This is a genomic window from Polaribacter sp. Z022, from assembly GCF_023555495.1.
Classification (GTDB): domain Bacteria; phylum Bacteroidota; class Bacteroidia; order Flavobacteriales; family Flavobacteriaceae; genus Polaribacter.
In genome coordinates, this window is record NZ_JALCZO010000002.1 from 15222 (window position 1) to 39526 (window position 24305).

Below are 24305 nucleotides of genomic sequence, written 5' to 3' on the forward strand. Positions count from 1 at the left end.
AGTCTTTAACTAATGTTTAACACGTCTTTCATAGAAAAAACGCCTGTTTTTCCAATAATCCATTCAGCAGCAACAACTGCTCCAAGAGCAAAGCCTTTTCTATTATGTGCTGTATGTTTAATTTCTATAGAATCTACGTCAGAATCATACCAAATTGTATGTGTTCCAGGTACATCAGGAATTCTTTTAGCTACAATTGGAATACTTTCTTCTGTAGCATCATCACCTAAAACCCAATCTTTTTTAGAAGTATGTTCTATAATTCCCTCAGCCAAAGTAATTGCAGTTCCACTAGGTGCGTCTAATTTTTTTGTGTGATGAATTTCTTCAGATGATATTTTATAATCTTCTAAAGTACTCATCATTTTAGCTAATTGTTTGTTAAGTTCAAAGAAAATATTTACGCCTAAACTAAAGTTTGAAGCATAAATAAAAGCGCTATTTTTTTCTTTACATAATGCTACTGCATCTTCGTATTTATCTAACCAACCAGTAGTACCTGATATTACAGGAACGTTGTTGTTTATACAATTAGTAATATTGTTAAATGCAGAAGATGGTACACTAAAATCTATAGCAACATCTGCTAAACTAATGTCAATTACATCATCTACATCTTTTCTTATTACAATTTCATGTCCTCGAGATAAAGCAATTTTTTCAATTTCTTTTCCCATTCTTCCATAACCTAAAAGTGCTATCTTCATTCTAAAAATTATATTTAATTGTTAATCCTACTTTAGGAGCATCTACATATAGTGGGTCATTTACAAAAGTAGGTTTAAATGATAAATTATCATCTGTGTTAAATTGTAGTAAATGAGCATTTACACTAGCTTCAACAATTTGCAATACATAAAGAATTACTGTTGTTAAAAGTGACATGTCTCTGTTTTCTTTTAATTGATCTTGTGCAGTTTCTAAAGTTTGTAATGATATAACTTGTGTTCCATCATCTAAAGTAAACTCATCTTGAAGTCCAATTTTTCTTAATTTATAGGCTGTTCTATACCTTTTATATTCTTTATTATTGTGTAAATAATAGTAAATACTTGTACCCATAGCTCCCCAAACAATTGGAGCTTTCCAATATTTTTTATTATAAACTTGTCCCATTCCAGGAAATATTGCAGAATAAAAAGCAGCTCTAGAAGGTGCTAATGCATCATATACACCACCTTTTTCTACTTTAATCTTTCCTTTTATTTTAATGTCTTCTACATTTAAAGAATCTTTCTGACCAAACATTGTAGCAGAAAAAAATGCAATGCAAAAAACGAGTATGATATTTTTTAAAAACACTTATTTTAATAAGTTTTTTATTCTATTAAAATCTTCTTCAGAATGAAAAGGAATAGAAATTTTTCCTTTACCATTAGTACTTACAGTAACGTCTATTTTATGACCAAAGTATTCGCTAATGTCTTTAATACTTGTTTTTATGTATCCAGGAATTGGTTTTTTCTTTGGTTTTGCTACAGTTCCTGTTTTTAGACTTTTTACTAAATCTTCAGTTTGTCTAACAGATAATTTTTCTCTTAAAATTTTCTCATAAATAGCAAGTTGGTCTTCTGTGTTTTCTACATTAATCATGGCTCTACCATGTCCCATAGAAATAAAACCATCTCTCATACCTGTTTGTAATATTGGGTCTAATTTTAATAAACGTAAGTAGTTTGTTACAGTAGATCTTTTTTTACCAACTCTAGTACTTAATTCTTCTTGTGTAAGCTGAATTTCGTCAATTAAACGTTGGTAAGAAAGTGCAACTTCAATTGGATCAAGGTTTTTACGTTGAATGTTTTCAACCAATGCCATTTCTAGCATTTCTTGATCATTAGCAATTCTTATATATGCTGGTACTGTTTTATTTCCAATTAATTTTGATGCTCTAAAACGACGTTCACCAGATACTAATTGAAATTTATTTTCTTCTAGTTTTCTTACTGTAATTGGTTGAATTACACCTAGTTCTTTAATGGAGCTAGCTAATTCTCTTAAAGCTTCTTCATCAAAATAAGTTCTTGGTTGATAAGGGTTTACATCAATTAAATCTAAATTAATTTCTATAATACTACCAACAACTTTATCTGCATTTTTATCAGATGCAGAAATTACGTTAGAAGATTCTTGTAATAAAGCAGATAATCCTCTTCCTAAAGCTTGTTTCTTGGTTGCTTTTGCCATTTTACGAATTCTTTTTTAATAATTCTTGGGCCAAATTTAAGTAATTTATAGCACCTTTACTTGTTGCATCGTAAGCAATAATGCTTTCACCATAACTTGGTGCTTCACCTAAACGTGTATTTCTTCTTATAATAGTATCAAAAACCATTGTAGAAAAGTGTTTTCTTACTTCATCAACTACTTGATTAGAAAGTCTTAACCTAGAATCGAACATAGTTAATAATAAACCTTCAATATCTAATTCTGAATTATGAATATTTTGAACACTTTTAATTGTGTTTAATAATTTTCCTAATCCTTCAAGAGCAAAATATTCACATTGAATTGGTATAATAACAGAATCTGCAGCAACTAAAGAGTTTAAAGTAATTAAACCCAAAGAAGGAGCACAGTCTATTAAAATATAATCATAATCGTTTTTTACATCTGCTAAAGATTTTTTTAGCATGTATTCTCTCTCTTGCTTATCTACTAATTCAATTTCAATTGCAACTAAATCAATATGTGCAGGTATAATATCTACATTAGGAGATTCTGTTGTTACTATAGCTTCTTTAGTAGAAATAGTATGTTCTAAAACTTGATAAGTTCCATAATCTACACTTTCTACATCTATACCTAAACCAGATGAAGCATTTGCTTGTGGGTCTGCATCAATTAACAGAACTTTTTTTTCTAAAACACCAAGAGAAGCTGCTAAATTAACACTAGTTGTTGTTTTACCAACACCACCTTTTTGATTTGCAATTGCTATGATTTTTCCCATTATAACTAGTTATCTTTCTAAAAAGTAAAATTACGTTTTTTTCTGTTTTTATAAAGTTAAAGATGTTAACAAAAAGGTAATTTTTTAAATTATTGATTTTTAGTGTTTTGTGTTTTGTTATTCTGTTTTTTTAAACAAAGTTAAGTGTAAAAAAACCGAAGTATAAACTTCGGTTTTAAACATCTTTTTATATTTTATTTCTTTGGAATATTCTCTAAAATTTCTATCAAAAATTTCCAAAATTTTTGAGTAGAAGAGATGCTTGCTCTTTCATCTGGAGAGTGAGCTCCTTTAATAGTTGGACCAAAAGAAACCATATCCATTTTTGGGTAATTCTGACCTAAAATACCACATTCTAAACCTGCATGACAAGCAGCAACATGTGCTTTTTCACCATGAAGTTTTTCATAAAGGTTTGCTACAGTTTCTAAAATTTCTGAATTTACATTAGGTTGCCAACCAGGATATTCTCCTGATAATTCTACTTCAAAACCAGATAATTCGAATGCAGATTTTAAAGAATTTGCTAAATCTAATTTGTTGCTTTCTGAAGAAGAACGTGTTAAACAACCAATTTTAATTTTACCTTCTTTTACAATAACTCTTGCAATATTGTTAGAAGTTTCTACTAAATCAGTAATATCTGGACTCATTCTATACACTCCATTATGAGCAGCGTATATAGATTTTAGCAAACCTTCTTGTACGCCTAAATCTATTACTTTGTTAACAGAATTAATTGCTTCAATTTCTATTGTTAAATTAGGTTCTAATGTTAAAAACTCTTGTTTTATATTGTTAATAAGTAGGTTGGTTTCTAATAAAAAAGCTTCTTTAGAAATAGTATCTACTGTTACAGTTGCAAAACTTTCACGAGGAATAGCATTTCGTAAACTACCTCCATTTATTTCAGAAATACGTAAACCAAAATTTGTGAAACCGTCAAACAATAAACGATTCATAATTTTATTTGCATTACCCAATCCTTTTATAATATCCATTCCAGAATGTCCTCCATTTAAACCTTTTACAGTAATAGAAAAAGCAGTAGATTTTTCTGGAGTTTCTTCTTCTGTATAAGATCTTGTAGCAGTAATATCTATTCCTCCTGCACACCCCATTCCAATTTCATCATCTTCTTCAGTATCTAAGTTTAAAAGGATGTCACCTTTTAAAATACCACCTTCTAAACCCATTGCCCCAGTCATACCAGTTTCTTCATCAATAGTAAAAAGTGCTTCAATGTTTGGGTGTTGAATATCTTTTGAAGATAAAATAGCCATAATTGCAGCAACACCAAGACCATTGTCTGCTCCTAAAGTTGTACCATCTGCAGTAACCCAATCACCATCAATAATCATTTTAATACCTTCGGAATCAAAATCAAAAATTGTGTCATTATTTTTTTGATGAACCATATCTAAATGACTCTGAAGAACAACAGTTTTTCTGTCTTCTAATCCTTTAGTGGCAGGTTTAGAAATGATTACATTACCAACTTTATCTACTAAAGTTTCTAAGTTTAAACTTTTACCAAAATCTACCATAAATTGTATAACACGTTCTTCTTTTTTTGAAGGACGAGGAACTGCATTTAAATCTGCAAAATGATTCCAAACAATTTTTGGTTCTAAATTTCTTACAACTTCACTCATTTTATTAAAAAATTTTATGGTATAAATTTAGTTTATTTCTATCACAATATCTTGTGTTTCTTTTCTAACTTTTGCTAAATCTTTCATGTAACAATCTTCTGCTCTGTAACCAACAGGTAATACTAAAACTGACTTTAAGTTTTGAGTTTTTAAGTTCAAATGTTCATCATATTTTTCAGGATTAAAACCTTCCATTGGACAAGCGTCTATTTTTTCTACAGCACAAACTGTCATTAGGTTTCCTAATGCTATATACGCTTGGTTTTTGTTCCAGATATGTAATTCTTCTTGAGTCTTTTTTTCTATTTCAGAAGTTAAAAATCCTTTAAATGGGTTGATGATTTCATCTGGTGTATTTCTAATTTTTTGAATTAAATCGAAATATGTTTTTACTTCTTTAGAAGTGTAATTATTAGGAATACATATAACCAAAACATGAGAAGCTTGTTCTATTTGAGTTTGGTTCATGGAGTGCTCTACCAATTCTTTTTGAATTTCTTTATTGTTTATAACTACAAGTTTTAAAGGTTGTAAACCATAACAAGTTGCAGTTAAATTAAAAGCTTCTTTTAAAGTGTTTATTTGCGACTCAGAAAGCGTTTTGTTTGAATCGAATTTTTTAACAGCATATCGCCATTTAAGACTTTCTATAATATTCATTTTTCTAAATTATAATGCAAAAATAACTTTTTATGATAGAGGTTTTCTGTTAACATGATTATAAAAATTGATATCGTTATAAATGAATTTTTGTATCTTGAAAACAAAAAACTATGAATGAGGATTTTCTTCATTATGTGTGGCAATACCAGTTATTTTCTTTTCAAGATTTAAAAACTACACAGAATGATGATTTACTGGTTGTTAAAACGGGTATGCATAATTTTAATTCTGGTCCCGACTTTTTAAATGCTCAAATTAAAATAAATCATCAACTTTGGGTTGGAAATGTAGAAATTCACTTAAAATCTTCAGATTGGTACATGCATCATCATGAAATAGATAAAAATTATGATGCTGTTATTTTACATGTTGTTTGGGAAGATGATGCAGAAGTTTATATGAAAAACAACAAACCTTTACCTGTATTGGTTTTAAAAGATTTTGTTTTAAAAACGGCATTGCAAAATTATAGAAATTTATTTGCTGTAAAACAAAGTTGGATTCCTTGTGAAAATGAAATTGCAACAATAGATAGTTTTACTTTAAATAACTGGAAAGAACGTTTGTTTTTTGAAAGATTAGAAAGAAAATCTACTGAAATGAATGCTGTTTTAGAAATAAATAAAAATGATTTTGAAGCTACTTTGTTTCAATTACTTGCTAAAAATTTTGGATTAAAAGTTAATGGAGACGCTTTTTTTAGATTGGCAACATCATTTGATTTCTCTGTTTTAAGAAAAGTACGTTTTAATGAAAGTGTAATAACGGCTTTATTATTTGGTCAAGGAGGTTTTTTAGAAGAAGAAGTTGAAAATGTATATTATCAGCAATTAAAAAAGGACTATAAATACCTTCAACATAAGTTTCAGCTAGAATCAAAAACTAAAAATATGTTTTCTTTTTTTAGGATGAGACCTTCTAATTTTCCAACAATTAGAATTGCACAATTGGCTTCATTATATCATATACATCAAAATTTATTTTCAAAAATGTTAGAAAGTAAAAAATTGAATGAGTTTTATAAATTATTTGATGTTACTGTAAATCTATTTTGGAAAACGCATTACACTTTTGAAAAAGAATCTAAATCTTCACCAAAAAAAATAACCAAACCATTTATTGATTTGTTGTTGATAAATACCATAATTCCATTAAAATTTTTATATCAAAAACGTAGTGGAACTGTTAATGAAAGTGAGTTTTTAGAATTACTGCAAAAAATTAAACCTGAAAAAAATAGTATAATATCTAAATTTAAAGAATTAAAAATAGATTCTAATAATGCTTATGAAACCCAATCATTATTAGAGCTTAAAAATAATTATTGCGCAAAGAAACTGTGTTTACAATGCGCAATAGGTAAGAGTATATTAAGTAGGTAATAAACTACTATTTTGGATTCAAAATGTTGTTAATTTTAGCATAACAATCTTTGTAATGGTATTTAGAAATTGTATTTATTGCTCTTTTACTTGCAATATTAACTTGGTATTTTAAAGTTTCTAATTCGCCTCTAACAATTGAATGAACATCAGAATATTTAGTTTTATCATCTTTTAATAACAAGCTCATTTGTTCAATATAAGACTTTTGTAAATTTCTTCTGTTTACATCAACATTTCTGGTTGCAGTAGTTTCAGAAAAAATTCCTCTTCTTAAATCTTTCATCATTTCTGTTGCAGTATATGTTTTAGAATCTAAGATTTCAGAATCTATCATTCTTTTAATTTTAGATGAATTGATGATTCCGTTTAAAAATATGTTTTGATAACGCAACATAAAATCTGCATAACCTGCTTCGTCTATTTTATTTAAAATATTTTTATCTAACAACCATTTTTGAGTTTGAAAAGCATTTTTATGTAACCAACTCATCGATTCTTTTTGTTTCAATTTACTCATTGGTGTGTATATATTTCCTGTTTCAATTGGTTTTTTATTATTTTCATAAATACCACCAATATTACCAACAACATGTCCTACATATCTAGCCCAAACACTCATTAGTTCTCCATATAATTCAGATAAATCATCGTAATTGTTAGTTTGGTTAGAAGTCCAATTTGGTAAGTTTTTAGCAACAATTTTAAGGTTTTTTACACCATAAGTACTTGCTTTTACGTGGTCATTACCAATATCTTCAGTTAATGATTCAGGGTCAAAACTATTTCTTCTTTGAAAACCAAACTTGTAAATAGGATTTCCAGACTTTTCTTCAATCCATTTGTCTAAAGTTTTAACTTCATCTTTTGGGTTTTTTGCATTGGGTATTACTCTATAACCCCAATTAATAGAGTAGTGGTCATATGGTCCTAATTGTCTTATAAACCTTATATTTTTATCTCCTGGTTGAGCAACATAATTATATCTAGCATAATCCATAATAGTTGCAGCAATTCCGTTTTTTTGAGTAAAGTTTCCAGAACGTAAAGAATCTACAGGATATGCATAACTTGCAGCCATATTGTGTGGTAAACCTAAAGCATGACCAATTTCATGTGAAATTACCATTCGCATCATTTCTCCAATTTCTTCTGCAGGAGTATTTAAAGTTCTAGCAGAAGGATTAGCAGCGCCAGTTTCTAATAAATATCTATTTCTGTATGAACGTAAGTGGTTATGATACCAAATAATATCACTTTCTATAATTTCTCCAGAACGTGGATCTGAAACACTTGGTCCCATTGCATTTCTTGTTGTGCTAGCTACATATCTAATAGAAGAATAACGAATGTCTTCCATACTAAAATCTGGATCTTCATCTTTACTTGGAGGCAATTTTGCCATAATAGCATTTTTAAAACCTGCAGTTTCAAAAACTTTTTGCCAATCATCTACACCTTGTTTTATGAATTTTCTTAATTTTTTTGGAGTTGCAGGATCTAAATAATAAACTATTGGTTTTATTGGTTCTACTAATTCTCCTCGGTTGTATGCTTCAATGTCTTTTGGTTCAAGTCTCCAACGTGTTATATACCTTTTGTCATCTGCTTTTAAAGCTTCAGAACTGTAATCTATATTTCCTACAGAAAAATAACCTACTCTTTTATCATAGATTCTAGGTATCATTGGTTTTTCTGGTAATAAAATCATAGATTGATTAATACGTAATGTTATAGTGTTAGTTCTTCTGTTGCTTGGAGGAGCATCAGCATCAAAAGTAAAATCTTGAACAACTTCTATGTTTTTAGGAAAACTTTTTATAGAATTAATAAAGCTTCTTGATGCATCTAGTCTTCTAACTTTGTAGTTTTTTCTAAAGTATGATGGTAAACCAGAAATTGCTTTAATATCTGATGAAAAGAATTTTGTAACATCAACTAAGACTGCTGTAGAATCTATGTTTTCAGTTTTAATATCAAAAGAATAAATAATTGGTTCTAAATTATTAGCTTTTACCGATTTAAAAATTGGTAAAGAATCATTAGCAATTGCATTGTATGATTTTACTTTTAATAAAATTTTATTTTTAAAATGTTCCCAAACTACAACTTGGGTATTTATTTTAGAACCTGCATTTACATAACCTCCTCCTAAGCCAGCAGGAATATCTTTTAATCTTGTAACTAATAACATTTCTTTTCCTAAATACGATTTAGGGATTTCATAAATAAATTTATTTTTATTGCTATGAATTTTAAATAAGCCTTCATCAGTTTTTGTGTCTTTATTTACAAAATCTGTATATTTTGAAGTTTTACTTTTCTTTTTTTTAGTTACAGGTATTATTTTTTCTACTTTCTTGTTTTTCTTTCTTTTTTTTAGGATTTTGCCACTTTGAGAGTAAGCATTTGATGATAGAAAAAATGTAAGTAGTAGTGAGGGTAAAAATAATTTTTTCATGGTTGTTTGTTGTTAATTAATCTACTAATTTACCAAAATATGAACTTATCAGTTCTTATTATAATGTTAAAAAAAAATGCTCAAAACTTAATAGTTTTGAGCATTTAAATATTTTTACAAAAGTGTTAGTATAGGCTTTTGTATTTGTTTGGATTAGCTTCGTGCATAATTTCATAAATTTTCTCAAAAATATCTTCGGCAGAAGGTTTAGAGAAATAATCTCCATCTGTACCATATGCAGTTCTATGAGCTTTAGCAGTTAGAGTAGCAGGTTTGCTATCTAAGTGCATATATCCGTTTTGATTTTCTAAAATTTCTTGTAAAATATAAGCTGTGGCTCCACCAGGTAAGTCTTCATCAATTACTAATAATTTATTAGTTTTTTCTAAACTTTTAACACAGTCATGGTTTATGTCAAAAGGTAATAAGCTTTGAGCATCAATAATTTCAATATTAATGCTAACTTGTTGTAATTCTATAGCTACTTCTTCTACAATTCTTAATGTAGATCCATAAGAAACTACAGTTAAATCTGTTCCTTCTTTTACAGTTTCTACAACTCCAATTTGAGTTTTGTATTCTCCTAGATTAATTGGTAATTCTTCTTTTAATCTATAACCGTTTAAACACTCAATTACTAAAGCAGGATCATCACCTTCTAAAAGAGTGTTGTAAAAACCTGCAGCTTTTGTCATGTTTCTAGGAACCAATACATGAATACCTCTTACGTGGTTAATAATTCCAGCCATCGGAGAACCTGCGTGCCAAATTCCTTCTAATCTATGTCCTCTAGTTCTAATAATTAAAGGTGCTTTTTGCTTACCAAAAGTTCTGTAATGAAGAGTTGCTAAGTCATCACTCATAATTTGTAATGCATAAAGCAGATAATCTAAATATTGTATTTCTGCAATTGGTCTTAGACCTCTCATAGCTAAACCTATTCCTTGGCCAATAATAGTTGCTTCTCTAATACCTGTGTCTGATATTCTTATATCTCCGTATTTTTCTTGCAGCCCTTCTAAACCTTGATTAACATCACCAATAAAACCAGCATCTTCCCCAAAAATAACAACTTCAGGATATTTTTTTAAGATAGCATCAAAATTATCTCTCATGATAATTCTAGCATCTACTAAGGTTTTGTTTTTAGAATAAGTAGGCTTTTTTTCTACAATATTTAATGCGCTTAAATCTGATTCGCTATATAGAAAAGTTGAATATTTTTCATTTGCATCTTTAAGGCAATCTTTAATAAAATTTTGAAGTAATATTTTTTCTGCAAACTTTTCATCTTTTAAAAACCTTAAAGATTTTCTTGCAGTAGATAACACATCTTTTTTGCTAGGTTCTATAATTGCAACTAAGTCTTTTTTGTTTTTTAAAATAAAATTACTGTTTTTACTTTTTGTTGCTATTTTATCTAAAATATCAGCTACAACTGTAACTTGATATTTTATTTCATTTATATAGGAATTCCAAGCATTTCTTTTTGCGTTAACTACTTCTTTTTTTGCGCTTTTTTCTAAAATAATTAAGTCTTCTTCACCATCAACAAAACGTAAGATTTCACCATTTTCAGTTTCTAATTCAAAATCTAAAATCCATTTTCGCATTTTAGAAATACAATCATGATCTTTCTCCCAGTTTAATCTTTCTTTACCTTTGTATCTTTCATGTGAGCCAGAAGTAGAGTGTCCTTGAGGTTGTGTAAGTTCTTTAACATGTATTAAAATTGGTACATGTTCTTCACGAGCAATTTTTGCAGCTTTATTATAAGTGTCTATAAGTTGTACATAATCCCAACCATTTACAACAAATATTTCGTAACCTTCATTTTCATTGTCTCTTTGAAAACCTTTTAAAATTTCTGAGATACTTTCTTTTGTTGTTTGATGTTTTGCGTGTACAGAAATTCCATATTCATCATCCCAAACACTCATTAGCATAGGAACTTGTAGAACTCCTGCTGCATTTATAGTTTCAAAAAACAGGCCTTCACTTGTACTTGCGTTTCCAATTGTACCCCAAGCTACTTCATCTCCTTTATTTGAGAATTTTGATTTATGTTGAACACTTTTTTCGTTTCTATAAATTTTAGAAGCTTGTGCTAAACCCAATAAACGAGGCATTTGACCTGCAGTTGGTGATATATCTGAACTAGAATTATATTGTTTTGTTAAGTCTTTCCAAGTTCCATCATTGTTTAAACTATGAGTAGAAAAATGACCCCCCATTTGTCTTCCTGCTGACATTGGATCTGCTTCTATGCTTGTATGAGCGTATAAACCTGCAAAAAATTGTTGAGCAGTTAACTCTCCTAAAGCCATCATAAAGGTTTGATCTCTGTAGTATCCAGATCTAAAGTCTCCGTGCTTAAAAGCTTTTGCCATTGCTAATTGAGGAACTTCTTTACCATCACCAAAGATTCCAAATTTAGCTTTACCAGTTAAAACTTCTCTACGTCCTAATAAACTACATTCTCTACTTACTTTAGCAATTCTGTAATCGTTTAAAACTTCAGTTTTAAAATCCTCAAAAGAAAGTTTTTGATTATTCTTTGTTTGTGTTTCTTGCAACATTTTATAGGATTTTTTAAGTGATGCAAAGATAGTTTTTTTAGTTGATATTTAAAAATGTAATTGTTATTTTATGAATATGTTAATTTTATGAATATAATTATTATTTATTTTAAATATAATATAAAAAAAAGAGATATTGTTTTCACAATATCTCTTTTTAAGATTTATATTACGTTTTTTTAAAATAGTCTATTACATAAATCAGAAGGAATTTGATAGTTATCATTGATGTATTCGGTTTTATCAAACGATAAACTTTGAGAATAGAATTGACCATTATAGTATGTCCCAAATTCATATTCTTTGTTTAATTCTATTTGTCTTATGGTAACACTTCCTTTATAAACATAACCAATATATCTCCAATAACCATAAGTTGGGTCTTTCATGTAAAGGTATACAGAAGGCTCGATTTTTTTGCCATTACAAATTCCAGTGTAATTAACTTTTACATTAACCAATTGAGGTAGTTTTGAAATAATGCTAGAAACATTTAAGTTAACAGTTCCAGAACATGGATTAAAAGCTGGAGATTTATAAAGTATTTCTCCTTTTCTATATCTACTTTGACCACTATAAATAACCATTTGAATATTTCTTCCAGAAGGAGCGTTGTTTAATTGAAAAGTTTGACCATCATACCAAGATTTTGTTTTTCCTGCAAAACGAGATACTGATTGGTTTGTTCCTTCATAAACAAATGTACTAAACAATCTAAAAGCATTAGCTCTTGTAATTCCATTCATTGAAACATTAATTTTAGCTAAAGGAGAATATGTCCATCTACCACCAGATCTTACCCAACTAGAACATCTTCTACCTTTAAAATCTAAATTATACCATGAAAGGTGTGTAGTAGTATATTCTACAACAAAATTATTATTACTGTCTTTAGTAACAGTACCATCTGTATGATAATCCCACTTTCCATCATCTTTAGAGTAAGACCAAATTGGAATTATGTCACCTACCTTAATTACGTTTCCTGTTTCTGGGTTAACATAATCAGGAGCAACTTGCATTTTAATTGTAATTGGTTCAGAAAAGTTTTTAACTTCTTTATCACCAATTTTCATGTCTATAGAAACAAAACCTGCAGTTTCAAAATACGCATCATCTACTTTGTCACCATTTTCATCAGTAATTTCTTGAGGCATAAAACCACCAGGGAAAGAAGAAAGAGATTCTGGGTCATTGCTATTAAAGTGAACAACTTCACTTTCTATTTTGTTACCAGAAATATTGTTTCCATTTATATCTTTAAAAATTGTACCTGATTTAATTGTTACTTTAGATGTTGTGCCTGCTTTAGTACCAGATGTTTCTACAGAAACATCTTGACTTAAAGTATTGTTAACTAATGTTTCATCAGATTTTATATAATCTACACCTTTAGATGTGTTTAGTTTATTTACAACATTAGCACTAAATGTGGCTATTGAATCGTTTTCAGATAAAAAAACAGGAATTGTAGTTGTTAAGTAATTGTCTCCTGATATTTTTAACATAAATTGTACAGGTTCATTATTAGTATTTTTGTTAGGGTTTACAGCTAAAGCTATAGCACCGTTTACAACTTTAAGGGTGCTTGTACTATTACCTGCATCTGTAACAATTTTGTCTGCATCTTCTCCCATAACTTCTACTTTTAAAACATTGCTTCCGTTTAAATTTGATTGATCCACTGGGTCAAAAACTTCTACAAGGATTTGCTGTTTAAAGACAGAGTTGTTAATAATAATATCAAAGTCTTCAGTAATTTCGTCAAAACTTTTACAGGATGTAATTATTGCAAATGTGGTTAGCAAAAATGCAATTGATAATGTTAATATTTTATTGGTTTTCATAGTTTTTTATTTAAAATTTGTAAGCAAGTCTAAATTGTATTCTAGGAATAAATTTAAAAGATTCTAAAGATTCTTGTAGGTTGTCTTCTTGAGTAGCTGTAGGTGCAAGTAGCTTTGATGCTGTTAGGTCTACAGTAGGTGAAGAGGCAAAATATGTCCCAATTTCTAGTCCAAAACCTAAACGTCTTTTAGGTATAGCTCTTCCAAATCCAAGACCTAAATAAGGAGCAACTCCACTCCAACTTATGTTTGCATCAATTTCACCAACATCTGCTTTAGAAATTATTACATTTCCTACAGAAACATCTTCGGTATAAGTTATAACTGCATTTGTATTTAGTTTAGATAGTATTCCAAATCCAGCAGTAAGTTTAAATGCAGAATTTTTAAACGGTAGATATTCTATTCCCATATCTATAATAGATATTTCTACGTTTGCTAATAAATCCACTTTATCATCTTTAATTTCAAGATCTTCTTGTTCAAAATCTTCTAATTTAAAAGAGTGCCAAACAAGTTTTGCATTAAGTTTTGGACTCAGTTTTCTTGCATATTCTAATCCTAGACCAGGAGATCCAATTGAAATTGCAAATGCGTTCTTTTTTTCTTTAATTTCTTTGTCGTTTTGAGCTTTACTTTGAAAGCAAAAAGAAATAAGAAAAATGGATAATAAAAAATTTTTCATATTCATAGTAAGTTATTTGGTTAAAATATTAGCCAAAAATATAAATTATGATGATTAAAAAGTAGTACTAAGTATGGGGGTTTTCACCCTTTTTTATACCTATATATAGGTGTTTTTATAAAAAACCCCTTCTAAAAAAGTTATAAATAGATTTTATATCTGCAGATAATGAAAATCTAATTTTTTGAGGATAGGCTTTTTGAGAGATTTCCCATCCGTTATTTGAGTAAAAAGGAAAATATATTTCAAATATTTCATGAACAAAATTAAAACGTACTCCATTTTCATAAGCAAAGTAAACAGGATGATTTTTATTTTTTAAAAAAGCTACATCATTGTAAACTTCTAACCAACGCCATAAACCTATGCTAGAGTTGTTAGAAATCATAAATTGATTAGCAAATCTAGTTGGTAAAACCGATTTAAACCCTCCTTCTGTAATAATGTATTGTTGACTAAAAAAACCTGTGCTTTCTGATCTTCCTAAATAATTTAACTGAAATAAATAATCATTACTTCTGTCTAAACCAAAGCTAAAATAATCTCCATTTGTATTGTTTTTAAAGAAAACACCTGCAAAAAACCTAAAATCTAATTGAGTATCTGTAGATGTTAATGTTCTGAATCTTAAATCTAAAGCAGCTTTAGAAAAGTTTTTAGCAAATTCTGTATTAAAGCTGTATCTAAACTCTTTAATAATATCTGGATTAGAATAATTGTAACTTAAACTAAAAACACTATAATTATCTTGGTCGGTTTTAATAGCACTAGGAGCAACATCTTTATTAATGTGTACTAATTTTGCTCTTAATGATTCTGTACTAGCATCTCTTAATGTTTTTCTTTTAAAAATAATATCTACATATGGTATAAGAGATTTATAAGCAAGATTTGGAGCATAATCTGAAGTGCTACCAACAAGACCATATGAAATTTTATATAATTTAGTTTCTTCAAAAAAATGATCATATAAAAGTGCAAACTGACCTACAACAGATTTACTTTTAGTTGCGTAATATGGGGCAACTTTAAAATCAAAATTCCTTTTTATTAACGGTTTATTATGAAGTTTCATTCCAAGAATTAAACCATTGTAATAATTATAACTTAAATCTGGTTGGTAAAATAATTGATTGTAATTAGGGCTACTTACGTCTTTTATTAATGAAAGTTTAACGGGTTTATGAAATATTTTTTTCTCTACTTTTTTCCAGTTATCTAAAGTGTTTAGTTCTGGGTATAAGTTTTCATAATTTAAAACAAATGTATCGTAATCTCCTTTTTTAAAATTAACTGTTTTTGTACTGTCAACATTAGAAACCCATTTTTTTAATTTAATTTCTTCTCCTTTTAAAGCATATATAGCAACAGGAGTTGTTATGTTTCTTTTGTTTTTAATAGTTACAGAAATACTATCTTTTTTAGTTTTGATAGATTTAATGGTATGATCTATTTTTTTATTTGTTTTTACAAAATCATTAAAAAACCAATCTAAATTTTTAGTTGTTTTAGAAGAAAGAAGTTTGTAAAAGGAATTTCCGTTGATGATTTTTAATTGATTATTTTGATAAAACTCTTGTATGGTTTGATTTAAAATGCTATCTCCAACATAACCTTTAAGAAATCTAAAACCTAAACCAGCTTTGTATTTACTTACAATTTTTCTATTGAAATTTGAAAGAGAATCTGCAGAAGTATTTAGTGCTTGATCTAAGAATTTACGAGCTGTAAACTGATAAATGAAAGGATATTTATCGTTAAATTCTAATTTAGAGATATTAAATCGTTTTAAAAACCATGAGTTAGAAGCGTTTCCTAAAAGTTTAACTTCTGGGTAATATTTTTCAATATATTCAATCATTAAATAGTTTTGAATACCATCAATTAACCAATAATCTTTTCTTTTGTTAAGTAAAATTGTGTTTTCAATATATCTTTTTGTGAGCGCTTTAAACATTGCTATATCCCATTTAAAAGTATCTGAAAATGGACGTAAGAATTTTGGAAGTTGGTTTAGCCCAAAAATAGGGTTTTTACTAGATGTAGCTTTGTCTATATAAATTTCTACATGAGGATATTTGCCTAGATATTTTTGTATAAAAAGTAATTCTCTATTTAAAATACTTGTTGTTAAATTAAAATCTAACTCTTCAGAAAACACATCTGTATGTACAGTTACAGTTTTTGTTGTAAATGTTTTTATTTGTGTAGTTTTATTAATACCTAAAAGAATATCTGTTTTGTTTTTTCCAACAAATAAATAATTATTATGTTTCTCTTTTTTTGTTTCGTATCTATATAAGTTTGATTCTGCAATATGATTTTTTGGAACATTTATTTCAATTTCAAAATCTGTTCCTTGTTCATATAAATCATCTAAATTTAAGTTGCTCATAAAATGCCAACCATCATTATAAATTGCTGGTGTTATGTACCAATTTCTTAAATGATAACCTGTTTTAGTTTTACCATATTTTGTAAAACGAGCATTGGGTATTTTTACAATATATGTTACAGATATATTAACCTTAGATTTAGGTAATAAAGGGTATTCTAAATCTATATTTATAATGTCTGCTTGATTTTTTAATTCGTTATAAGTAACGTTTTCAAAATTTACAGAAAGACTTTTAATTGTTGAAGAGCCTAATTCTTTTTCTTTAGCAAAATATAGGTCTTTTTTAAAATCTTTAATAAATCTTTTAGATAATGGTGTTTTTCTATCTCTATAACTGTTTGCCCAATTATGTAGATATATGTTATTTAATATTGAATCTGAAGTGTTGTGAAAGATAATTTCTTGTTGAATCTTTAATTCATCATTTTCTACATCTAATTCAGCTTTTATTTTGATTGAATTCTGCTGAGAAAACAAAAATGGAGTCGCTAAAATGCAAATTAGTAATATGTAAAATTGTTTTTTCAATTAAATTTTCACAAATTTAATTGGTTTGTAAAAATCAGCTTTAATGTAGTATATACCTTTAGAAAATGAACTAATATTCATAGTAACTTCTGTTTGATTTGTAACTTTTAATTCTTTTACTATTTGACCTAGATTGTTATAAATAGTCACATTTTTTAAGTTTAATGAAGAAAGAATGTTAAAAGATAAATAGTTATTAATAACATTATTAGAAGAAAAGGTAATTGGTTGTTGGTTTTTAGAGACACTTAATGTGTTTTCTGGAGTTTCTATTTCCATTACAATTGGTAAATGATCACTGAAATTATATAATGCATTTCTTATTTCTTGAGAAAACTCTCCTGTACAAGAAGTGTTGCTTACATAAGAATTGTAGCAGTTTCCATTGTTTCCAACAGCTTTGTAAGTTCCGTTTTTATAAAATAAATTGCTGTTAGTTTTTAAGTTTTCAGACATCATTATAAAATCAAAACGATCATCCATTCCTCCTCCAGCACCATCACTTAAAGCAGATGATCTTGTAGATTGAGAATGAATATCTTTAAAAGAATAATTATTCCAAAAATAAGTTGAGTTATAGTCTGTATCAAAATAATCTTTACCATCATTAGGAAAAGTAGGGCACAAACGATTTATAGGATCTACAATTTTAATAGAATTAGATTCGTTAATTAAACTTAAAAAACCTTCTTCATTACTTGTGTAAAAATTAAAATCGCCCGCAAAAATAATATTGCTGTTTTTTGGTAATCTGTCTAGTTCTCTAACAAAACTATTTACAGAGTTTAACCTTTTTTGCCTATTGTAACTACCTCTAGATGCTTTTAGGTGGGTAACAAACACTTCAATTTTTATAGGATTACTTTCATTGTTTTCTGTTTTTATAATAAAAGTATAATGATTAATATCTCTTGTTCCTGTTGGTATTACAGCATTATTTTCTAAAATTAGTTTGTTAGAGTTGTAATAAACTGTTTGTAATAAACTGGTATCTGGAGATTGCCCTTGGCTAAAAGGTGTTTTACTAAAATTTCTATTAAAAGGCAAAACTGCATTATTAAATAAATAATTAGATGCAGTTTCGTTTTTTATTTCGCAAACCATAAATAAATCTGGTTGCACAGATTCTAAAATAGTTTTTAAATGGTGAGTTCTATTTTGACTCGATAAATCTGAGTTGTAGTTTAAGGTATTGTAAAACATAGTTTTAATGTTGGTTTGTCCTACTAAAAAGACTGACCAAAAACTAAACAAATAAAATAGAATTCTTCTTAAAAACATTTTAGAAGTTAGGTTTAAATTGATATTTAGCGTAGAATTTATTTAAGTGTTCTAAAGCTTCTTCAGCTGTGTCAACAACTCTAAATAAGTTTAAATCTTTTTCACTAATATTTCCTTCTTCTAGCAAAGTATTTTTAATCCAGTCTAGCAATCCTCCCCAAAACTTTGTACCAACTAAAACAATTGGAAACCTTCCTATTTTATGAGTTTGAATTAATGTAATTGCTTCAAAAAGTTCATCTAAAGTTCCAAAACCACCAGGCATTACAACAAAACCTTGAGAGTATTTTACAAACATTACTTTTCTAACAAAAAAATAATCAAAATCTAAACTTTTACCTTGGTCTATCCAAGGATTGTCATGTTGTTCAAATGGAAGTTCAATGTTTAAACCTACAGAAGTTCCTTTACCTCTATGAGCACCTTTATTTCCTGCCTCCATAATTCCTGGTCCACCACCAGTAATTACACCATATCCATTTTGTGTTAATTGAAAAGCAACTTCTTCTGCTAATTTATAATAAGGATGGTCTGGTTTTGTTCTTGCAGAACCAAAAATAGACACACATGGTCCTATTTTACTAAGCTTTTCATAACCTTCTACAAACTCTGCCATTATTTTAAAAATAGCCCAAGAATCGTTAGTTTTTATTTCGTTCCAAGTTTTTGGTTGTAATTTTTCTTTTATTTTTCTGTCGTCATTTGTCATATTCTGTAATTTTAATTTAAAGTTTATTTCTTTTTTTTGAAAAAAGAAATGCTTGCTAAATTAGTTCTTTTTTCAAAAACTTTGCAGTATAACTCGTTTTATGTTTTGCAACTTGTTCAGGAGTTCCTGTACAAAGAATTTCTCCTCCTTTTTTTCCACCTTCAATTCCTACATCTATAATGTAATCTGCTAATTTTACAACATCTAAATTGTGTTCAATAATTAAAACAGTGTTTCCTTTATTTGCTAATTTGTTTAATACTTCCATTAAAACTCTAATGTCTTCAAAATGGAGGCCTGTTGTAGGTTCATCTAAAATATAAAACGTATTTCCAGTATCTCTTTTAGATAACTCTGAAGCTAGTTTTATTCTTTGAGCTTCTCCACCAGAAAGCGTTGTAGATTGTTGACCAAGTGTAATATATCCTAACCCAACATCTTTAATAGTTTTTAATTTTCTATGGATTTTAGGGATGTTTTCGAAGAAGTTTGTAGCATCTTCAATAGTCATATTTAAAACATCAGAAATAGATTTTCCTTTATACCTAATTTCTAAAGTTTCTCTGTTAAAACGTTTTCCTTGGCATGTTTCACATTCAACTTGTACGTCAGGTAGAAAATTCATTTCTATAACTCTAACACCCCCTCCTTGGCAGGTTTCACATCTTCCTCCTTTTACATTAAAAGAGAATCTACCTGGTTTGTAACCACGAATTGCTGCTTCTGGTGTTTTTGCAAATAAACTTCTAATTTCTGAAAAAGTACCTGTATAAGTTGCTGGGTTAGAACGTGGAGTTCTACCAATTGGAGATTGATCAATATCAATAACTTTATCTACATGCTCTAAACCTTCTATTTTTTTATATGGCATAGGCTTTTTTACACCTCTATAAATATGCGCATTTAAAATAGGATATAAAGTTTCGTTTATTAAAGTAGATTTTCCACTTCCAGAAACACCAGTAACACAAATCATTTTTCCTAAAGGGAATTCTACAGATACATTTTTTAAATTATTACCAGTAGCACCTTTTAGTTTTATCGATTTTCCATTTCCTTTTCTACGTTTTTTTGGAACAGCAATTTCTTTTCTGCCAGTTAAATAATCTGCAGTTAAGGTGTTGTGTTTTTTTAAATCATTAAAAGTACCTTCGCTAACAATTTCTCCTCCATGTCTTCCTGCACCTGGGCCAATATCAAAAACAAAATCTGCGTGTTCTATCATGTCTTTGTCATGTTCTACAACTAAAACAGAATTTCCAATATCTCTTAATTTTACTAAAGAATCTATTAATTTTTGATTGTCTCTTTGGTGTAAACCAATACTAGGTTCATCTAAAATGTAAAGTACACCAACTAATTGCGAGCCAATTTGAGTTGCTAAACGAATTCTTTGAGCTTCTCCACCAGAAAGAGATTTTGAAGTTCTATCTAAAGCTAAATAATCTAAACCAACATCTAACAAAAACTGAATTCGAGTTCTTATTTCCTTTAATATTTCTGATGCAATTGTAAGTTGTTTGTCTGATAGTTTTTCTTCAATATTTTTGAACCAGTTTGCTAATTCAGTAACATCCATTTGAGCTAAATCACTGATGTTTTTATCGGTAATTTTAAAGTGAAGCGCTTCTTTTTTAAGTCTTTTTCCTTTACAAGAAGAACAAGAAACTTCATCCATAAAACCTTTTGCCCACCTTTTAATAGTTGTGCTTTCTGCACTAGAATATTGGTTTTCTATGAACGAAATAATTCCTTCAAAATCAATTTTGTAATTTCTAGTTACACCAGCTGCTTTAGATTTTATTTCGAAAGATTCATTACCACCATTTAATATAATTTCTAAAGCTTCTTTTGGAATGTCTTTAATAGCATCTGTTAATTTAAATTTATAACGTTCTGCAATATTTTCTAGTTGTTTAAAAATCCAACTATTTTTTTGTTCTCCTAAAGGAGAAATACCACCATTTTTAATTGAAATTGTATTATCTGGAATTACTTTTTCTAGGTTAATTTCATTAGTAATTCCAAGACCATTACATTTACTACAAGCTCCTTTTGGAGAGTTAAAAGAAAATGTGTTTGGTTCTGGATTTGGATAAGCAATTCCAGATGTTGGGCACATTAATTCTCTACTAAAATAACGAGGATTGTTATCTTCTATGTCAATAACCATCATTATATTGTTACCAGAATATAATGCTGTTTTTATAGTTTCATCTAAGCGTTTGTCTATAGATTTATTAACTTTTAATCTATCAATAACAACTTCAATATCATGCGTTTTATATCTGTCTAAACGCATTCCTTTTTCTATCTCTTTTATTTCACCATCAACTCTAACTCTAACAAAACCTTGTTTAGAAATTTGCTCAAATAACTCTCTGTAATGTCCTTTTCTAGATTTAACAAGAGGTGCTAAAACAGCAATTTTTTTATCAGCAAAATCTTTTAAAATAAGTTGTTTTATTTGTTCGTCAGAATAACTTACCATTTTTTCATTGGTATTATATGAGTAAGCATCTGCAGCTCTTGCATATAATAATCTTAAAAAATCGTAAATTTCTGTTATTGTACCAACTGTTGAACGTGGACTTTTGTTAGTGGTTTTTTGTTCTATAGAAATTACTGGAGATAAACCATCAATTTTATCTACATCTGGTCTTTCTAAGCCTCCTAAAAACTGTCGAGCATAAGCAGAAAAAGTTTCAATATATCGTCTTTGACCTTCTGCATAAATGGTGTCAAAAGCTAATGAAGATTTTCCACTTCCACTTAAACCAGTAATTACAACTAATTTTTCACGAGGAATTTTTACATCGATATTTTTTAAGTTATGAGCTCTAGCTCCGTAAACTTCAATATATTCTTGGTCTTTCAAAAGAGGAAAATTTTTTGGAAAAACGCAAAGTTAAAGAATCCAATTTTAATTTAATTGGTGTATTGTTAACAAATGATAAAATAGTATCTTGCATTTAAATTTTTTAACATAAATGATTGATAATATTCGACATTATTTTGAAAGAAATGGATTTCATGTTTCTTCTAGATTAGCAGATAGAATGGGTATAAGAGCCATAAATGTACGTTTGTTTTTTATTTATGTTACTTTTTTTACAGTTGGTTTATCTTTTGGGTTTTATTTAACAATGGCCTTTTTATTTAAGTTAAAAGATAAGATGTATACCAAAAGAAGCTCAGTATTTGACTTGTAGTATATGAAAATAAAAGTATTAGATTCTAGAATAAATAAGACACTTCTTTTAGTGGTTACAATTATTACAATTGGAACTGTTGGATATAAATTATTGTCTGGTTATTCTTTTATAGATGCCTTATACATGACTGTAATTACAATAACTACAGTTGGTTTTGGAGAAGTAAAACCTTTTACTCCAGAAGAGAAAGTATTTACAATTTTTTTGATTTTAACAAGTATATCTATTTTTGGTTATACTGTTTCGTCGTTTTCTGAGTATTTAGTTAGTGGTAGGTTATTTGAACATTTTAAACACAAAAAAGTGGAAAAGCAAATAGAAAATTTAAAAGGGCACACAATTGTTTGTGGTTATGGAAGAAATGGAAAACAAGCAATTTTAAAATTAAAAAACTATAATAAAGACTTTGTTGTTGTAGAAAAAGACAAAGAAATGTCTCAGTTTTTAGACTCTGAAGGAATTTTAAATATTAATGGAAATGCCACTTTAGACGAAACTTTAATAAGAGCAGGTATAGAAAAAGCTGCAAATTTAATTACAGCATTGCCTTCTGATGCAAATAACTTATTTGTGGTTCTTACTGCTAGTCAGTTAAATAGTAATTGTAAGGTAATAAGTAGAGCATCAAATGAGTCTTCTTATAGTAAATTAAAAATTGCAGGAGCAGATAATGTAATTATGCCAGATAAATTAGGAGGTGATCATATGGCTTCTTTAGTTACAACTCCAGATGTAATAGAATTTGTTGATAGATTGACCATAGAAGGAGAAACAACTGCAAATTTAGAAGAAATAGCTGTAGACGATTTGCCAAAAAAATATTTAAATAAGACAATTTTAGATTTAGATCTTAGAAAAGAAACAGGGTGTACAGTTATTGGTTATAGAAATCCAGATAAAGATTATATAATTAATCCTGAAGCAGATTGTATTTTAACAGAAGGCTCTCATTTAATTGTATTAGGAAGACCAGAACAAATTATAAAACTTAGAGATTTATTTTAAAAATGATTAAAATAGCTATTACAGGTAGTAATGGGTTGTTAGGGCAGTCACTAATAGAATTATTACTTTTAGAAAAAGAAAAATATGAAGTCTTTGGTTTATCTAGAGGAAAAAATAGAAGTGGGAGAGATGATTTTTCTTATGTTTCTATAGATATTACAAAAGAAGAAAATTTAAAAGCACAATTAGCTACAATAAAACCAAACTTTATTATTAACACAGCTGCAATGACGCAAGTTGACGACTGTGAAAACAATAAAGAAGCTTGCGATTTGTTAAATGTAACTATTGTACAATGGTTGGCAGAAATTTCTCAAGAATTAAATATTCATTTAATTCATATTTCAACAGATTTTATTTTTGATGGGAAAAAAGGAAATTATAAAGAAACTGATACACCAAATCCTTTAAGTTATTATGGATTGTCTAAGTTAAAATCTGAAGAAGTATTAAAAGAGTCAAAAATAAATTACACTATTTTAAGAACCATATTAGTATATGGTAAAGTGTTTGATATGTCTCGAAATAACATTGTTTTATGGGTTCGTCAAATGTTATCAGAAGGAAAAGAAATTACAATAGTTGATGATCAATTTAGAACACCTACTTATGTAAAAGATTTGGCTTTAGCATGTAAAATTTCTATAGATAAAAAAGCAATGGGTGTTTTTAATATTGCTTCAAATGAATTGCTAAGTGTTTATGAAATTGCCCAACAAATTGCAGAAACATTTAAGTTAGATAAAAGTTTAATTAAACCTATATCTACATCCACATTAAACCAAACAGCACCTAGACCTGCAAAAACAGGTTTTAATTTATCAAAAACAAATATGCAGTTGGATTTTTATCCAAAATCCTTTAAAGAAGATTTGCAAAGATTTAAAGATATCTTAATGTAAAAATTACTTTTAACGCTCAAAAGTTGTTAAAAGCGCATATTT

Annotated in this window: 18 protein-coding genes; 4 read left to right on the forward strand and 14 right to left on the reverse strand. The window is 28.2% G+C overall.

The annotated features are described in order from the left end of the window. Window positions 1-5 precede the first annotated feature (5 nt). From dapB to MPF13_RS03885, 6 genes are all read right to left on the reverse strand, one after another. Window positions 6-707 carry a 4-hydroxy-tetrahydrodipicolinate reductase gene (gene dapB, locus MPF13_RS03860; protein ID WP_249981016.1) on the reverse strand — a complete coding sequence of 234 codons (702 nt, stop codon included), beginning with the start codon at window positions 705-707 and terminating at the stop codon, window positions 6-8. A 1-nt stretch (window position 708) separates the two neighbouring features. Beyond that, the gene (locus tag MPF13_RS03865; RefSeq protein WP_249981017.1) at window positions 709-1248 is read right to left on the reverse strand and encodes a DUF5683 domain-containing protein; all 540 of its coding nucleotides are present in this window, start codon (window positions 1246-1248) and stop codon (window positions 709-711) included. Between the two features lie 54 nt (window positions 1249-1302). Then, on the reverse strand, window positions 1303-2187 hold the full coding sequence (locus MPF13_RS03870) for a ParB/RepB/Spo0J family partition protein (protein WP_249981018.1): 885 nt from the start codon (window positions 2185-2187) through the stop codon (window positions 1303-1305). Window position 2188: 1 nt separating this feature from the next. Then, the gene (locus MPF13_RS03875) at window positions 2189-2953 is read right to left on the reverse strand and encodes a ParA family protein (RefSeq protein WP_249981019.1); all 765 of its coding nucleotides are present in this window, start codon (window positions 2951-2953) and stop codon (window positions 2189-2191) included. Window positions 2954-3147: 194 nt separating this feature from the next. Beyond that, window positions 3148-4608: an aminoacyl-histidine dipeptidase gene (locus MPF13_RS03880; protein WP_249981020.1), complete on the reverse strand. Its 1461-nt coding sequence runs from the start codon at window positions 4606-4608 to the stop codon at window positions 3148-3150. A 27-nt stretch (window positions 4609-4635) separates the two neighbouring features. Continuing rightward, on the reverse strand, window positions 4636-5268 hold the full coding sequence (locus tag MPF13_RS03885; RefSeq protein ID WP_249981021.1) for an NAD(P)H-dependent oxidoreductase: 633 nt from the start codon (window positions 5266-5268) through the stop codon (window positions 4636-4638). 113 nt (window positions 5269-5381) lie between these two features. On the opposite strand from MPF13_RS03885, the gene MPF13_RS03890 reads away from it, so the two are divergent. Further along, window positions 5382-6653: a DUF2851 family protein gene (locus MPF13_RS03890; RefSeq protein WP_249981022.1), complete on the forward strand. Its 1272-nt coding sequence runs from the start codon at window positions 5382-5384 to the stop codon at window positions 6651-6653. A gap of 7 nt (window positions 6654-6660) precedes the next feature. Here MPF13_RS03890 and MPF13_RS03895 read toward each other — a convergent pair whose 3' ends face one another. The 8 genes from MPF13_RS03895 to uvrA all read right to left on the reverse strand — a co-directional run bounded on the left by MPF13_RS03895 (window position 6661) and on the right by uvrA (window position 22019). Beyond that, window positions 6661-9114 (reverse strand): zinc-dependent metalloprotease, encoded by a 2454-nt coding sequence (locus MPF13_RS03895; RefSeq protein ID WP_249981023.1) that lies wholly within the window; start codon window positions 9112-9114, stop codon window positions 6661-6663. 125 nt (window positions 9115-9239) lie between these two features. Next, on the reverse strand, window positions 9240-11693 hold the full coding sequence (locus MPF13_RS03900) for an alpha-ketoacid dehydrogenase subunit alpha/beta (protein ID WP_249981024.1): 2454 nt from the start codon (window positions 11691-11693) through the stop codon (window positions 9240-9242). Between the two features lie 179 nt (window positions 11694-11872). Next, window positions 11873-13540: a hypothetical protein gene (locus MPF13_RS03905; RefSeq protein ID WP_249981025.1), complete on the reverse strand. Its 1668-nt coding sequence runs from the start codon at window positions 13538-13540 to the stop codon at window positions 11873-11875. Between the two features lie 10 nt (window positions 13541-13550). Next, window positions 13551-14225, reverse strand: a complete 675-nt coding sequence (locus MPF13_RS03910; protein ID WP_249981026.1) for a hypothetical protein — start codon at window positions 14223-14225, stop codon at window positions 13551-13553. A gap of 115 nt (window positions 14226-14340) precedes the next feature. Then, window positions 14341-17151, reverse strand: coding sequence for a gluzincin family metallopeptidase (locus MPF13_RS03915; protein WP_249981027.1), 2811 nt, complete (start codon window positions 17149-17151; stop codon window positions 14341-14343). Further along, on the reverse strand, window positions 17152-18354 hold the full coding sequence (locus tag MPF13_RS03920) for a T9SS type A sorting domain-containing protein (protein WP_249981028.1): 1203 nt from the start codon (window positions 18352-18354) through the stop codon (window positions 17152-17154). A gap of 79 nt (window positions 18355-18433) precedes the next feature. Further along, a complete protein-coding gene (locus tag MPF13_RS03925) occupies window positions 18434-19141 on the reverse strand; it encodes an LOG family protein (protein ID WP_249981029.1) in 708 nt (235 codons plus the stop codon). 55 nt (window positions 19142-19196) lie between these two features. After that, the gene (gene uvrA / locus MPF13_RS03930) at window positions 19197-22019 is read right to left on the reverse strand and encodes an excinuclease ABC subunit UvrA (protein WP_249981030.1); all 2823 of its coding nucleotides are present in this window, start codon (window positions 22017-22019) and stop codon (window positions 19197-19199) included. 112 nt (window positions 22020-22131) lie between these two features. Here uvrA and MPF13_RS03935 point away from each other — a divergent pair, with 112 nt between their 5' ends. From MPF13_RS03935 to MPF13_RS03945, 3 genes are read left to right on the forward strand one after another with little or no spacing between them, the layout of a single operon-like run. Beyond that, the gene (locus MPF13_RS03935; protein WP_249981031.1) at window positions 22132-22353 is read left to right on the forward strand and encodes a PspC domain-containing protein; all 222 of its coding nucleotides are present in this window, start codon (window positions 22132-22134) and stop codon (window positions 22351-22353) included. A 3-nt stretch (window positions 22354-22356) separates the two neighbouring features. After that, the gene (locus MPF13_RS03940; protein WP_249981032.1) at window positions 22357-23361 is read left to right on the forward strand and encodes a potassium channel family protein; all 1005 of its coding nucleotides are present in this window, start codon (window positions 22357-22359) and stop codon (window positions 23359-23361) included. 2 nt (window positions 23362-23363) lie between these two features. Further along, window positions 23364-24263 carry an SDR family oxidoreductase gene (locus MPF13_RS03945; protein ID WP_249981033.1) on the forward strand — a complete coding sequence of 300 codons (900 nt, stop codon included), beginning with the start codon at window positions 23364-23366 and terminating at the stop codon, window positions 24261-24263. Window positions 24264-24305 lie beyond the last annotated feature (42 nt).